This window comes from Leucobacter tenebrionis, from assembly GCF_019884725.1.
GTDB classification, from domain to species: domain Bacteria; phylum Actinomycetota; class Actinomycetes; order Actinomycetales; family Microbacteriaceae; genus Leucobacter; species Leucobacter tenebrionis.
In genome coordinates this window covers 2,015,730-2,029,295 of the sequence record NZ_CP082322.1, presented here as the reverse complement: position 1 = coordinate 2,029,295, position 13,566 = coordinate 2,015,730, and the positions used below count along the sequence as shown (strand labels likewise).

Annotated in this window: 13 protein-coding genes and 2 tRNA genes; 3 read left to right on the top strand and 12 right to left on the bottom strand. The window is 65.4% G+C overall.

Annotated features, from left to right (window positions below; translation table 11 throughout):
- Positions 1–112 precede the first annotated feature (112 nt).
- Positions 113–685, bottom strand: a complete 573-nt coding sequence (locus KVY00_RS09415) for a GNAT family N-acetyltransferase (RefSeq protein ID WP_223042720.1) — start codon at positions 683–685, stop codon at positions 113–115.
- A gap of 519 nt (positions 686–1,204) precedes the next feature.
- Here KVY00_RS09415 and KVY00_RS09410 point away from each other — a divergent pair.
- Positions 1,205–1,855: a GyrI-like domain-containing protein gene (locus tag KVY00_RS09410; RefSeq protein ID WP_223042719.1), complete on the top strand. Its 651-nt coding sequence runs from the start codon at positions 1,205–1,207 to the stop codon at positions 1,853–1,855.
- Between the two features lie 208 nt (positions 1,856–2,063).
- On the opposite strand, the gene KVY00_RS09405 is transcribed toward KVY00_RS09410, so the two are convergent.
- The 4 genes from KVY00_RS09405 to KVY00_RS09390 form a co-directional block, all read right to left on the bottom strand.
- Positions 2,064–2,624, bottom strand: a complete 561-nt coding sequence (locus KVY00_RS09405; RefSeq protein WP_223042718.1) for an RDD family protein — start codon at positions 2,622–2,624, stop codon at positions 2,064–2,066.
- The gene (locus tag KVY00_RS09400; RefSeq protein ID WP_223042717.1) at positions 2,621–2,929 is read right to left on the bottom strand and encodes a hypothetical protein; all 309 of its coding nucleotides are present in this window, start codon (positions 2,927–2,929) and stop codon (positions 2,621–2,623) included. Before KVY00_RS09400 ends, KVY00_RS09405 begins: the two co-directional genes overlap by 4 nt.
- Positions 2,930–3,667: 738 nt before the next feature.
- A complete protein-coding gene (locus KVY00_RS09395) occupies positions 3,668–4,714 on the bottom strand; it encodes an NADP-dependent oxidoreductase (RefSeq protein ID WP_223042716.1) in 1,047 nt (348 codons plus the stop codon).
- Positions 4,715–4,791: 77 nt separating this feature from the next.
- Positions 4,792–5,178 carry a DUF1304 domain-containing protein gene (locus KVY00_RS09390; RefSeq protein WP_114045794.1) on the bottom strand — a complete coding sequence of 129 codons (387 nt, stop codon included), beginning with the start codon at positions 5,176–5,178 and terminating at the stop codon, positions 4,792–4,794.
- 90 nt (positions 5,179–5,268) lie between these two features.
- Between KVY00_RS09390 and KVY00_RS09385 the strand changes: the two genes are divergently transcribed.
- On the top strand, positions 5,269–5,847 hold the full coding sequence (locus KVY00_RS09385; RefSeq protein ID WP_062818758.1) for a TetR/AcrR family transcriptional regulator: 579 nt from the start codon (positions 5,269–5,271) through the stop codon (positions 5,845–5,847).
- Positions 5,848–6,087: 240 nt separating this feature from the next.
- Here KVY00_RS09385 and KVY00_RS09380 read toward each other — a convergent pair whose 3' ends face one another.
- Positions 6,088–6,306 (bottom strand): hypothetical protein, encoded by a 219-nt coding sequence (locus KVY00_RS09380; RefSeq protein ID WP_223042715.1) that lies wholly within the window; start codon positions 6,304–6,306, stop codon positions 6,088–6,090.
- Between the two features lie 52 nt (positions 6,307–6,358).
- Here KVY00_RS09380 and KVY00_RS09375 point away from each other — a divergent pair, with 52 nt between their 5' ends.
- Positions 6,359–7,606, top strand: coding sequence for an IS256 family transposase (locus KVY00_RS09375; protein ID WP_223042714.1), 1,248 nt, complete (start codon positions 6,359–6,361; stop codon positions 7,604–7,606).
- A 25-nt stretch (positions 7,607–7,631) separates the two neighbouring features.
- Here the strand turns inward: KVY00_RS09375 and KVY00_RS15570 are convergent, their stop codons facing one another.
- The 6 genes from KVY00_RS15570 to gyrB all read right to left on the bottom strand — a co-directional run bounded on the left by KVY00_RS15570 (position 7,632) and on the right by gyrB (position 13,277).
- The gene (locus tag KVY00_RS15570) at positions 7,632–7,754 is read right to left on the bottom strand and encodes a hypothetical protein (RefSeq protein ID WP_255572577.1); all 123 of its coding nucleotides are present in this window, start codon (positions 7,752–7,754) and stop codon (positions 7,632–7,634) included.
- Positions 7,755–8,036: 282 nt separating this feature from the next.
- A tRNA-Ala gene (locus KVY00_RS09370) sits at positions 8,037–8,112 on the bottom strand.
- Between the two features lie 29 nt (positions 8,113–8,141).
- Positions 8,142–8,215, bottom strand: a tRNA-Ile gene (locus tag KVY00_RS09365).
- A gap of 95 nt (positions 8,216–8,310) precedes the next feature.
- Entirely contained in the window at positions 8,311–8,718 is a 408-nt protein-coding gene (locus KVY00_RS09360; protein WP_223042713.1) for a DUF3566 domain-containing protein, read from the bottom strand.
- Positions 8,711–11,290, bottom strand: coding sequence for a DNA gyrase subunit A (gene gyrA / locus KVY00_RS09355; protein ID WP_255572576.1), 2,580 nt, complete (start codon positions 11,288–11,290; stop codon positions 8,711–8,713). The genes KVY00_RS09360 and gyrA overlap by 8 nt, the downstream gene beginning before the upstream one ends.
- Positions 11,280–13,277 (bottom strand): DNA topoisomerase (ATP-hydrolyzing) subunit B, encoded by a 1,998-nt coding sequence (gene gyrB / locus KVY00_RS09350; protein ID WP_223042712.1) that lies wholly within the window; start codon positions 13,275–13,277, stop codon positions 11,280–11,282. The genes gyrA and gyrB overlap by 11 nt, the downstream gene beginning before the upstream one ends.
- Between the last annotated feature and the right edge of the window lie 289 nt (positions 13,278–13,566).

The following is a 13,566-nucleotide window of genomic DNA, read 5'->3' as shown; positions in this document are numbered from 1 at the left end:
CCCTACGTCCCTACACCCCCGGCGAGATACGGATCTCGCATGGGAATTCGCGGATCGGCATGCGAAATCCGTATCTCGGCGCCCTTCGGGCCGGAGAACCCGGCGGATCCCGTCAGCCCAGCGGCATCCGCATCAGCACCCGCGGATACCCGTCGAGCACCGATCCCGTGTCCGCGGCCTTCACGAACCCCGCGCTCTCGAACAGCCGGCGAGTGCCCACGTAGGCCATCGTGAGGTTCACGCGCTCATTCCCGTTGTCGACGGGGTACCCTTCGATGGCCGGCGCTCCGCTCGCGCGGGCATGGGCCACCGCACCCTCGATGAGGGCGTGCATGATCCCCCGCTTGCGATATCCCGGTCGAACGCGGAAGCACCACAGCGACCAGACATCGAGATCGTCGAGCTGCGGGATCAGCCGATTGCGCGCGAAGCTCGTGTCACGGCGCGGATGCACTGCCGCCCACCCGACCGGCTCGCCGTCGAGGTACGCGATCACACCCGGCGGCGGATCTTGAGCGCACAGCTCGCGCACGCGATCGGCGCGGGCGGGGCCGCGGAGCGCGTTGTTCTGCTTGTTGCCGATGCGGTAGCTCAGGCAGAAGCACACGTTCGAGGTCGGCTTCTTCGGCCCGACGAGCGTCGCCACGTCTTCGAACACCGTCGCCGGCAGCACCTCGATCCCCATCCCATCAGTATGAACCCGGCGGAGGCGCGGGGGAAGCCTTCGGAGCTCTGGGCGCGCGGCCCGCAGGATGCCGGGCTGCGGCCGCCGGGGTGGGGCCCTCGCCCGAGTAGCCCGGGAGCTGAAGCACCCTCCGCCGCTGTATACCTGCCGCACCGTTGTAGACCTCCCGCACGGGGCGGGAGGTCTACAACGGTGCGCGAGGTCTACATCCGTGCCGGAGGAACGGTTTCAGCAACACTTCGAACACGAGAAGCCGGTTATCCCCAAGATGTGCATAAGAATTGTGAAGATCTGGGGATCATTCAGGCCTGATCCGGGAGTGCAGCAGGTTGTCACTCGGATCGCGCGGGAATCACAACGATGTAATTCGTCCCCAGGTGTGGATAACTCTGGGGATGGAAGCGCGCCACAGGACTGTCGCTTCTCGGCGATCGCGAGTACGCTGAGGCGCTACATGTTCAGCGCCCGGCGCCCGTATCCGTCTCGCGCCGCAACCCACTTCCCGCTTGCGAGTGTGCGATGACCGACAAGATCGACTTCAAGAAGACTCTCGACTGCTACCGGGCCCCGCGAGGCGGGTTCCGCATCGTCGATGTTCCCGCTATGCAGTATCTGATGGTGGACGGGCACGGCGATCCCAACACTTCTCCGGCCTACACAGACGCCCTCTCCGCTCTCTACCCCGTCGCCTACAAGCTCAAGTTCTTCAGCAAGCGGGAGCTCGCGCGCGACTACGTCGTCCCGCCGCTCGAAGGGCTGTGGTGGGCCGAGGACATGAACAGTTTCACGGGATCCTCACGCGACAAATCCCGGTGGAGCTGGACGATGATGCTCATGACCCCCGATTGGATCGAACGCGCCGCGTTCCTCGAGGCGGTCGATCAGGCGGGGGCCAAGGACAGGCCCGCCCGCCTCGACGACGTTCGCCTCGAGACCCTGTCGGAGGGGCGCTGCGTGCAGACGCTCCACGTCGGCTCCTTCGACGATGAAGGCCCAGTGCTGGAGCGCATGCATCACGAGTTCGTTCCGGAGCACGGATTACGCCTGGAGGGCAAGCACCACGAGATCTATTTCAGCGACTTCCGCAGGGTCGCACCCGACCGGCTTCGCACCCTTCTGCGCCAACCCGTCGGCGTCTCGCCCTCGGACCTCGGCAGGGATCCGGCCTAGCCGGCGGTGTAGGCGCGACCTCGCCACCGGCGGCGTAGGTGCGACCTCACAACCAACGGCGTAGGCGCCGCAGCCGCGCCCTCGGCCGCTGTCGAAGAACCCCATCGAACCCACGAACAAGCATTGCGGAGTGCCAGCCCGGGCGGGCGGTAGCTGGTCAGGGTGTCGGCGCGCCCCCGGGAGCATCGGATTCCTGATCCGTCCTTCCCTACTGCCGGACGATCCCCGCGGCGCGGATCTTTCGGGTCGCCCGATCGTCGATGCTCGTGCGGACCGTGCTGAAGCTGTCATTGTGACCGCTGTCGAGGAAACCCACGATGAAGAACAGGGGGAAGAAAACTCGGATCAGCATCGCCCAGCCGGCCTTGCCCCAGCCGATGCGCTCACCGTCCTTGGCCCTCACCAACCGGGTTCCGGTGAGAAGTCCACCCAGTGCGCGGCCATTGCGGTAGCACCAGCCGTAGAGGAACGGCAGCACGAGCAGCAGAATGATCATGATCACCGCTGCCCCCGGCACCGGATTCGGCGACGACGAGGATCCCAGCACCGCGAGCCCCAGCCCGAGTGCGGCGCCCACGACGACGAACAGGTCGATGAGCCACGAGAGGAACGCACGACCCAGCGGGGCATCGATGTAGAGCAGACCGCTCTGCGGGATGGCTCGCAGACGCTTAGCCGCGTCGTCTCCGATCACCGAGGCGGCCTGCTGACGTCGAGACCCGAGCGGATCGGAACTCGTGATATCAGGCGAAGTGGAGGGGACTTTCATCGGGCGAACCTCTCGTGCGCGATTCGAAACAGGTGCAGGGTCTCCTCCTCGGTGAAACCCTCGATGCCGGGCAGCAGTAGATAGGGAATGTCGACGCGCAGGTACGGCTTGGGGCCGACGAGGTGCTTCCACCAACCAGGCTGAGCGTTCACCGCTGCGTGGCCCGCAGGTGTGAGCGGCATCAGCGTGCAGTCACCCCCGATGTCGTTCTTCACCGGCACACGCCGACGCTCGGGAGGTGCGAGCCAGCTCCATGGCAAGGGCCCGATTCCGCGCAGCGTCACGCCATGCGGGTCGATCGTCACGGGGTGCTCCTCTGCGGAGAGGCGCGGGTTCATCAGCCGTCGCAGGAGGAGCACGACGCCGATCCAAACCGCTCCGCAGAAGGCGAGCAGTGCACCGACCGGGATCGCCAGCGCCCAGAAGACACCGCTGTCGCGGAGCACTCCCCCCCCCCCGCGACCGTCAACCCCGCGCCGACCGCAAGGACGCTGATGGCGAAGGATCGCCACCGCCGCCAAACCCTGAGCCAGCGCAGGGTCGCGCCGGCAGGACGGCCGGGCAGCGTGACGCCTCCGTGGACGTCGAGCTGCTGCAGCGTACGCGCAAGCTGCGCCGTCATCGTCGGTGCAGCCGCGTACATCATGTCCCCCACCCTACGACGGAGGCCTGGGCGAATCACGTCGGAGGTCTGCACTGACGGGCACTACCCGGCGCGATCGATGAACACGAAGAAACCCCCGGCTTCGGTGATCTCTCACGGAAGCCGGGGTTCTGGCTGTGGACGCGGGTGGACTCAAACCGAACACCTGGCAGAGGTTCGAGCGGCTCGGCACCGCGTGGGAACAGGCGAAACTCGGTCTTGGCGACGAGCCGCGAGGTGCCGCCGACGATGAACCCGGAGTCGTAGTGAACGCTAGGAGACGAGCTAGAACACCTCTGACGGACAGCCAAGTGGACGCTATTACGCCACGTCTCCACGGTGCCGGAGCGTTGCCCGCGGATGAGGCCGCCGTCGACGGGAACTACGAGGGTGTCGTCCCTCACGCGTGCGCCTCCTCCTCGCCGCGGGTGTCGGTGGGGATGCGGACGAGCATCTTGCCGGTGTTCGCGCCGCGCATCATGTCTAGGAACGCATCCACGGTGTGGTCGATGCCGTCGACGATGGTCTCGTCGTAGGCGATCTTTCCCTCGGCGAACCAGGGAGCGATCTTCTCCTGGAACTCCGCGCCCAGCTGCAGGTAGGCGGCCAGGGTGAAGCCCTTCAGGGTGAGGGCGCGGGTGATGACGTTGGCGAGGTTGTCCGGACCCGGGGCGCGTTCGGTGGTGTTGTATCCCGCGATCGCCCCGCACAGTGCTGCCCGTCCGCCGCATTTGAAGACGTCGAGGGCCGCTTCGAGGTGGTCGCCGCCGACGTTGTCGAAGAATACGTCGATGCCCACGGGGGCGGCTTGGGCGAGCTGGCCGCGCACGTCACCGTTCTTGTAGTTGAAGGCCACGTCGTACCCGTACTTCTCGGTGAGCAGGGCGAGCTTCTCGTCGCTGCCGGCAGAGCCGATGACACGGTCGGCGCCGAGGAGCTTCGCGAGCTGTCCGACCGCGGTTCCTACCGCGCCCGCAGCGCCGGAGACGAACACCGTCTCACCCGGCTGCAGCTTCGCGATCGCCGTCAACCCGACGTACGCCGTCAGCCCCGTCACCCCGAGAATGTGCAGGCGCAGGGAGGACGGCACGCCGGGAAGATCTGGCACGGCGCGGAACGTCGAGGCGGCATCCTGCACGAGGTCACTCCACCCGTGCTGGTGCAGCACCAACGCACCCACCGGCAACTCCGGCGCCTCCGAGGCGACGACGCGGCCGATCGCACCACCGGTGATCGTCTCACCGAGCTGGTACGGGGCGACATAGCTGCGGACGTCGTTCATCCGCCCCCGCATGTACGGGTCGACCGACACGAACTCGTTCCGCACCCGCACATGCCCGGCCTCGAGCGCCCCCAACGGCACCGTCACGGTGCGGAAATCGTCGTGGGTGGGCCAACCCTGCGGGCGGGCGGCGAGCTGGATCTGCGTGCTGACAGGCGTGGACATGACTGATGAAACTTCTCAAAGCAACAACGAACAGTTCCGGGCGCCGGGCGCATACCCCCGGCATGGCAACGAAACGACTACAGGGCGACGCCGATGGCCAAGGCGATCACCCCGAGCAGCGGCAGGATACCCTGCTTGAGCGCGGCGCCGCGCTTGTCGGGGCTGGAGGCGAACAGCACGAGCGCAGCGGCAGCCATCGACCCCGCACCGGTGAACACGAGGGCCGCGCCGACCGCTGTCGCACCCGTGGCGAGGAAGACGATGCCCGCGACGACGGCGATCGCGAGGAACAGGTTGTAGAAGCCCTGGTTGAACGCAAGACTCTTCGTCGCCTCCGCTTCTTCGACCGTGGTCCCGAACGTGGCGCGCGCCTTCGCGCCCGTCCAGGCGATGGACTCCATGTAGAAGATGTAGACGTGGATCAGCGCCGCCAACCCGGCGAGCACGAGACCTGCGATGACCATGATGCGTTCCCTCTCCGGACTCCTGCCCGTTCTGTAATGACTCTTCCAGTATATACTGGACTGAACGTTACGGAGCGAGCGAGGTGCAACATGGCCCGGACGCAGGCCTTCGACCGCGACACTGTCGTGCGCGCCGCCCGCACAGTGTTCTGGGAACACGGCTACGACGGCGCCTCCATCCCCGAACTCGAGGAAGCGACCGGCATCCGCCGCTCCAGCCTGTACAACACCTTCGGCTCGAAGCGCGGTCTTTTCGACGAGGCCGTCCAGTCATACCTCGACGAGGTCATCCGCCCCCGCCTGCGCCCATTCAAGGCCGACCCCGTCGCGCCCGATGCCCTCACGGACTACCTAACCGGGCTGTGGGACGCGTTCGGCAACCTCGACTCCATGCCCGCCACCAACGGGTGTCTCCTGGTGAACACCGCGAGGGAATCCATCGCTCACGACTCCGCAGTGGCACAGCTCGTTGCCGAGTATCGGGCAGAGCTCGCCTCGGCGATGAGGCGGGGCGTACACGCCCAGCGACCCGCATCGTTAGCCACGCAGACAGACGATCTCGCGGAGAACATCGTGGCGCTCGTGATCGCGGCCTTCGCACTCGCCCGAGTCGACTCCACCCAGGCCCGCCACAACCTCACCCTCGCACTCCGCCTCGCCCACGACTGAGCTGAGACGGCCGATACGAGCAGACCGTGGCCGAAGACACCCGCGTCGTCCCTGTTCCCGCTGACGAACTCGTCAAGAAGGCGACGTGACGGCGCTCACCGCCGTCTGACGGCGGTCCGGCGCCACCCCACCAAGGCGGCGCCTGCCCGGACCTGGAGAACCGCGAGATCTCGGCGCGGACCAGTCGCCGCCACTTTCGTGCCAGGACGCGCCTCCCCCGATTGCATGGGCAACCAGCGCTCACATCGAGACACAGGCAACGCTCGCTGCTACCGGGACATCGCGATCACCGAGGTCGAGTACGCGGCGCTCGCGGCGCAGGTTGAGGCCGCGTTCGACGAACGCCTCGCCTCCCGTTCCCAAGAACTGGCCGAGCTGACCGAGAGTACCGAGAGTAGTGCCCCGTAAAGTGGTGTAGCGCACGGTGGCCAGCACGTCGTAGAACGTGGACGCGGTCACCGTGTGATCCTTCGAGGAATCTCCTACAACCCACTCGAAAGGCATCAACACGATGACCGCTCCTACTATTGTCGACCCTGCCGGCCTGCTCAGCGAAGCTCTCACCGACGCGTCCCCGGATCTGATGCGCAGTCTGTTGCAGACCATGATCAACGCGCTCTTGTCCGCGGACGCGGACGCCGTGGTCGGCGCTGAATGGGGCAAGCCCTCATCCGACCGGATCACGCAGCGCAATGGCTACCGACACCGCGACCTCGACACCCGGGTCGGTACGATCGATGTCGCGATCCCGAAGCTTCGGCAGGGAACCTATTTCCCCGAATGGCTGCTCGAGCGCCGCAAACGCGCCGAGACCGCGCTGATCACCGTCGTCGCCGACTGTTACCTTGCCGGCGTGTCCACACGCCGGATGGACAAGCTCGTCAAGACCCTCGGCATCCATTCCCTGTCGAAGTCGCAGGTGTCCCGGATGGCGGCGGAGCTCGATGCACACGTCGAGCAGTTCCGACACCGACCGCTCGACGACGCCGGTCCGTTTACCTTCGTTGCCGCCGACGCGCTCACCATGAAAGTTCGCGAGGGCGGCCGCGTCATAGGCGCAGTGGTGCTCGTCGCGACCGGCGTCAACGGCGACGGGCGCCGCGAGGTGCTCGGCCTGCGCGTGGCCACCAGCGAGACAGGAGCAGCCTGGAACTCGTTCTTCGCCGACCTCGTCGCCCGCGGTCTCGGAGGCGTCCGCCTCGTCACCAGCGACGCCCACCAAGGACTCGTCGAAGCAATCGCAGCGAACCTGCCCGGTGCTGTTTGGCAGCGCTGTCGCACGCACTACGCAGCGAACCTGATGAGTGTGACACCGAAGGCCATGTGGCCGGCGGTGAAAGCGATGCTGCACTCCGTCTACGACCAGCCCGACGCCGCCGCGGTCCACGCTCAGTTCGACCGGCTCCTGGACTACGTCGACGGGAAACTGCCCGACGCTCACGAGCACCTCGACGCGGCCCGCGCCGATATTCTCGCCTTCGCGCAGTTCCCGGAAGGCCTGTGGCAGCAGATCTGGTCCAACAACCCCAACGAGCGTCTCAACCGGGAAATCCGCAGCCGCACCGACTCCGTCGGGATCTTCCCGAACCGGGACGCGATTATCCGCATCGTCGGCGCGGTCCTCACCGAGCAAACCGACGAATGGGCCGAAGGACGCCGCTACCTCGGCCTCGACATCCTCGCGAAGAGCCGCCTCACCCTCGTCACAGACAACGACGCCGAGGGGGTGATCGACACCGTTCTCGAGCTCAGCGCCTGACCCCATCACCACGAAGGACCAACCGTTACACCACCACCCGGGACTTGACCTGACCGAGAACCGCAAGCGGCTCCAGAACGAGAGCGACAAGCTGCTCGCCGCGCACTTCGCCGACGCGATCGACCTCGACACCCTCAAGCGTCACCAAGACCGCATCCGCGCCGGCTCGCTGACATAGACCGTCGGCTCGCCAGCGAGCACGACCACCACGAGGGATCATGTAAGCAACTCAGCACCGCACTCCGCCTGCTGGTCGACTGCGCCACCCTCTACGCACGGACCGACGAGCACGGCAAGCGGCTGGCGAACCAAGCCTTCACTGATGGCATCGAGATCAGCGAGGACGAGCAGGCGACGATCCGACTCGCCGAGCCCTTCACCGCCCTCCCACCGGCATCAACCGATGTCAGGTGTTCTAGTACGTCTTCAATGGTGGATCCTGGGAGAATCGAACTCCCGACATCCTGCTTGCAAAGCAGGCGCTCTACCAACTGAGCTAAGGACCCGCAGAACAACTCCCGAGGAAGTCATTCGGTGGGGCTACCAGGACTTGAACCTGGGACCTCTTCATTATCAGTGAAGCGCTCTAACCGCCTGAGCTATAGCCCCTTGACCAAGAAACAACATTATCCGATACCGGCCGAAATCAAAAATCGAGTTCGGATACCGGGCGAGTTGCTCTGGTCGCGCTGGGAAAGCGCCGCTCAGTTGCTGGTAAAGCCCAGCTGGAACCCGCCCAGCACACGCACCAGCAGGTTGTAGATGAGCGAGCCGATAGCGCCGAGGGCGGTGCCCACGATCGTGTTGAGAATACCCACCACGACCGAGAAGCCGAGCACCTGCGGGAAGCCGATGAACTTCATCAGGCTGTTGTCCTCACCGACGATGTCCATGAACAGGGCGTCGACCTCGGAGAACACACCGGTCTGGATGAGCACGGTGTAGATGAGGATCGCAGAGATCACGCTCACGATCCCCACGCAGAGCGAGATGAGGAACGAGAACTTCACCGCCGACCAGAAGTCGATGTAGACCAGCTTCAGGCGAACCTGCTTCGCCGGGGCCTTCTTGCGGGTCTTCTTTGCCAGCTTGTCGGCGACAGTGTTACTCATTCACGTCTTCCTTGTTCTCAGCGTTCTCGGTGCCCAGGGACTCGGACTCTTCGTCGTCGAGCCCGCGCTCCGTGTTTCGCGCGATGCCAATGATACGGTCCTGCTCTGGGAATCGCGCAAACACGACCCCCATGGTGTTGCGGCCCTTCGCGGGAACCTCGGCGACCGCCGACCTGACGACCTTGCCGCTCGCGAGCACCGCGAGCACCTCGTCGGCCTCGTCCACGATGAGCGCGCCGACCAGATTACCGCGGTTCTCGTCGAGCTTCGCGACCTTGATGCCGTAGCCTCCGCGGTTCTGCACCCGGTACTCACCGGAGGCGGTGCGTTTCGCGTACCCGCCCTCCGTGACCACGAACACGTACCCCTCGGTGCCGTCGAGCCGCGACGCGGACAGCAGCGAATCGCCCTCGCGGAAGTTCATGCCGCGCACACCGCTGGTGGAGCGCCCCATCGGCCGGAGTGCCTGATCAGAGGCGGTGAATCGCACCGACATGCCCTGCTTCGATACGAGCAGCACGTCGTCGCTGGACTCAGCGATCAGCGCCGATACGAGCTCATCGCCCTCGCGCAGCTTGATCGCGATGATGCCGCCCGTGCGGTTGGTGTCGTACTCCGTGAGCGCGGTCTTCTTGACCAGGCCGTCGCGGGTGGCGAGCACGAGGTAGCCGGCTGCATCGAAGTCGCGGACATCGAGGATCTGCGTGACCGTCTCATCGGGAGCCAACGCCAGCAGATTCGCGAGGTGCTGACCCTTGGAATCGCGACCCCCCTCGGGCACCTCGTAGGTCTTCGCGCGGTACACGCGGCCGGTGTTCGTGAAGAACAGCAGCCAGTGGTGCGTGGTGGTCACGAAGAAGTGCTCGATGATGTCGTCGGCGCGCAGCTGAGCGCCCCTCACGCCCTTGCCGCCGCGGTGCTGCGAACGGTAGTTGTCGATGCGGGTGCGCTTGACGTATCCCCCGCGCGTCACGGTGACCACCATCTCCTCCTCGGGGATGAGGTCTTCCATCGACATGTCGCCGTCGAAGCCGTGCAGGATCGTCGTGCGCCGTTCATCGCCGTACTTGTTCACGAGCTCGGTGAGCTCGGACACGACGATGCCGCGCTGCTCGGAGGGCGAGGCCAGAATGGCCTGGTACTCCGCGATCTGCTGCTCGAGCTTGGCCGCGAGATCGAGAATCTTCTGACGCTCGAGGGCCGCGAGGCGGCGCAGCTGCAGGCCGAGGATCGCGTCAGCCTGGATCTGATCCACCGAGAGCAGATCCATCAGGCCCTCGCGAGCCTCCTCCACAGTCGGCGAACGACGGATCAGAGCGATGACCTCGTCGAGGGCGTCCAGCGCCTTGAGGTAGCCGCGCTGGATGTGGGCCTCGGCCTCCGCCTTCTTCAGGCGGAACTCGGTGCGGCGAACGATCACCTCGACCTGGTGCTTGGCCCAGGCGGTGATGAAGCCGTCGAGCGCGAGTGTACGAGGCACGCCGTCGACGATCGCGAGCATGTTCGCGCCGAAGTTCTCCTGCAGCTGGGTGTGCTTGTACAGGTTGTTCAGCACGACCTTCGCGATGGCATCGCGCTTGAGCACGATCACCAGGCGCTGACCGGTGCGGCCACTGGTCTCATCGCGGATATCCGCGATGCCCTGGACCTTGTTCTCCTTGACCAGGTCTGCGATCTTCACCGCGAGATTGTCGGGGTTGACCTGGTATGGCAGCTCGGTGACGACGAGGCAGGTGCGGCCCTGGATCTCCTCGATGTTGACCACGGCGCGCATGGTGATCGACCCGCGGCCGGTGCGGTAGGCCTCGCGGATCCCCTTGGATCCGAGGATCTGCGCCCCGGTCGGGAAATCCGGGCCGTGCACGCGCTCCATGAGCGCCTCGAGCAGCTCGTCGCGGCTGGCCTCGGGGTTCTCCAGATGCCAGATGGCCGCTTCGGCCACCTCGCGCAGGTTGTGCGGGGGGATGTTCGTCGCCATGCCCACGGCAATGCCGACGGAGCCGTTGACGAGCAGGTTCGGGAACCGGCTGGTGAGCACGGTCGGTTCCTGGGTGCGGCCGTCGTAGTTGTCCTGGAAGTCGACGGTGTCTTCATCGATGTCGCGCACCATCTCCATGGCGAGCGGTGACATCTTCGTCTCGGTGTAACGGTGGGCGGCGGCGCCGTCGTTGCCCGGCGATCCGAAGTTGCCCTGCCCGAGTGCGAGCGGGTAGCGCATCGCCCAAGGCTGCACGAGGCGCACGAGCGAGTCGTAGACCGCGCCGTCGCCGTGCGGGTGGAACTGGCCCATCACGTCGCCGATGACTCGGGTGCACTTCGAGAACGACTTGTCGGGACGGTAGCCGCCGTCGTACATCGTGTAGATGACGCGGCGATGCACCGGCTTCAGGCCGTCGCGCACGTCGGGAAGGGCACGGCCGACGATCACGCTCATCGCATAGTCGAGGTACGACCGCTGCATCTCGAGCTGCAGATCGACCTGGTCGATCCGACCGTGCACGGCCTGCTCCTGAGTCTGCTCCTCGACCGTCTCGTCGGCCTCGGTCTCCGGGGTGTTGTTCTCAGATGTCAAGGAAACGCACGTCCTTCGCGTTCTGCTGGATGAAACTGCGGCGAGCATCGACGTCCTCGCCCATCAGGGTGGCGAAGATCTCGTCGGCGGCCGCGGCATCCTCCATGGTGACCTGCAGGAGGGTGCGGGACTCCGGGTTCATCGTCGTCTCCCACAGCTCTTCGTGATTCATCTCGCCGAGACCCTTGTACCGCTGCACGCCGCTCTCCTTCACCAGGCGGCGGCCGTTCTCGGCCCCCACCTTGAGGCGCAGGTCGCGCTCGGCGTCGCTGTACACGTACTCGTGATCGGCATTGGCCCACTTGATGCGGTACAGCGGCGGCTGCGCGAGGTACACGTAGCCGAGATCGATGAGCGGTCGCATGTAGCGGAAGAGCAGGGTGAGCAGCAGCGTGGTGATGTGCTGCCCGTCGACGTCGGCATCGGCCATGAGCACGATCTTGTGGTACCGCGCCTTCTCGGGATCGAACTCCTCACCGATGCCGGCGCCGAACGCGGTGATCATGGCCTGCACCTCGGCGTTGCCGAGCGCACGGTCCAGACGGGCCTTTTCGACGTTGAGGATCTTGCCGCGGAGGGGCAGGATCGCCTGAGTGTGCGGATTGCGACCGGTCTTGGCTGATCCGCCCGCCGAATCGCCCTCCACGATGAAGATCTCCGAGACGCTCGGATCCTTGCTCGTGCAGTCGGAGAGCTTGCCCGGCATACCGCCGGACTCCAGCAGGCCCTTGCGGCGCGCAGTCTCCCGAGCCTTTCGAGCTGCGAGCCGCGCGGTCGCGGCCTGGATCGCCTTGCGGATGATGTCCTTCGCGCCTGAGGGGTTGCGCTCGAACCAATCGCCGAGCTGATCCCCCACGACCTTCTGCACGAAGGCCTTGGCCTCCGTGTTGCCCAGCTTGGTCTTCGTCTGCCCCTCGAACTGCGGCTCGCCGAGCTTCACCGAGACGACGGCGGTAAGGCCCTCGCGCACGTCATCACCGGAGAGATTGTCGTCCTTCTCGCGAAGAATGTTCTTCTCCCGGGCGTAGCGGTTCACGAGCGTGGTGAGCGCAGCACGGAATCCCTCTTCGTGGGTACCGCCCTCATGGGTATTGATCGTGTTCGCGTAGGTGTGCACGCTCTCCGTGTACGCGGTCGTCCACTGCATCGCGACCTCTACCGCGATCTTGCGTTCCGTGTCCTCGGACTCGAACGAGATGATCTGCTCGTTCACCACCTCGGCGCGCTTGGTCGAGTTCAGGTGCTGAACGTAATCCTCGATCCCTTTTTCATAGAGGAACTCGTCGTGCTGCGGAGAGGGGACGACCAACTCGCCCTCCGCGTTCTCGACCGGCTCCTGGGGACGAAGATCGGTGAGAGTGATCTTCAGACCCTTGTTCAGGAAGGCCATCTGCTGAAAACGGGTGCGCAGAGTCTGGTAGTCGAATTCGACGGTCTCGAAGATCTCAGCACTGGGCCAGAAGGTGATCGTCGTACCGGTCTCCTCGCTCGGCTCGCCCTGTGCGAGCGGAGCGTCTGGAACGCTGCCGGTGAACGACATGTTCCACGTGAAACCTTGGCGCTTGACCTCGACCTCGAAGCGACGCGAAAGCGCATTGACGACCGAGGATCCGACACCGTGCAGACCACCGGACACGGCGTATCCCCCGCCGCCGAACTTACCGCCGGCGTGCAGCACCGTCAGCACCACCTCCACCGTCGACTTCGACGGGTCGGAGGAATGAGGATCGACCGGGATGCCGCGCCCGTTATCGACGACACGAACCCCTCCGTCTTCGAGGATCGTCACTTCGATGGTGTCGCAGTAGCCGGCGAGCGCCTCGTCGACCGAGTTATCGACGATCTCATAGACGAGGTGGTGCAGACCACGAGGGCCAGTGGAACCGATGTACATACCAGGACGCTTGCGTACCGCCTCGAGGCCCTCGAGCACCTGGATTGCTCCGGCGCCGTAGTCTTCCTCGGACGAAGCCTGTTCTGAACTCATACCTTGAATGATCCTTTTCCGGCCCTCTCGGCGCGTTTTTGCGCCCGGGACACTTCCGCACACCAGCCTATCAAGCGCAGGCCGAGAAAAGCCCCACGACGGGCCGGAGCGAGGTATTTCCGGAGGAGGATCGACCCCGCCTGAAATTGTGCCGGCGAAGAACCTGTCCGCATCGCTTCCGCAACCCCACGATTCTACTCGTTCCCCGACCCTGAGGTACTGGCTTCCCCAGGCTGCCCACGGCCGGGTTCTCATCATCCAGCGCGACGAAATCAGTACCGGGATTCGC

Coding starts and splice junctions, on each gene's coding strand:
- KVY00_RS09385 (WP_062818758.1), top strand. CDS start 5,269: ATGGCCCGGACGCAGGCCTTCGACCGCGACACTGTCGTGCGCGCCGCC.
- KVY00_RS09405 (WP_223042718.1), bottom strand. CDS start 2,624: ATGAAAGTCCCCTCCACTTCGCCTGATATCACGAGTTCCGATCCGCTC.
- KVY00_RS09375 (WP_223042714.1), top strand. CDS start 6,359: ATGACCGCTCCTACTATTGTCGACCCTGCCGGCCTGCTCAGCGAAGCT.
- KVY00_RS09410 (WP_223042719.1), top strand. CDS start 1,205: ATGACCGACAAGATCGACTTCAAGAAGACTCTCGACTGCTACCGGGCC.
- KVY00_RS09360 (WP_223042713.1), bottom strand. CDS start 8,718: ATGAGTAACACTGTCGCCGACAAGCTGGCAAAGAAGACCCGCAAGAAG.
- gyrB (WP_223042712.1), bottom strand. CDS start 13,277: ATGAGTTCAGAACAGGCTTCGTCCGAGGAAGACTACGGCGCCGGAGCA.
- KVY00_RS09415 (WP_223042720.1), bottom strand. CDS start 685: ATGGGGATCGAGGTGCTGCCGGCGACGGTGTTCGAAGACGTGGCGACG.
- KVY00_RS09390 (WP_114045794.1), bottom strand. CDS start 5,178: ATGGTCATCGCAGGTCTCGTGCTCGCCGGGTTGGCGGCGCTGATCCAC.
- KVY00_RS09395 (WP_223042716.1), bottom strand. CDS start 4,714: ATGTCCACGCCTGTCAGCACGCAGATCCAGCTCGCCGCCCGCCCGCAG.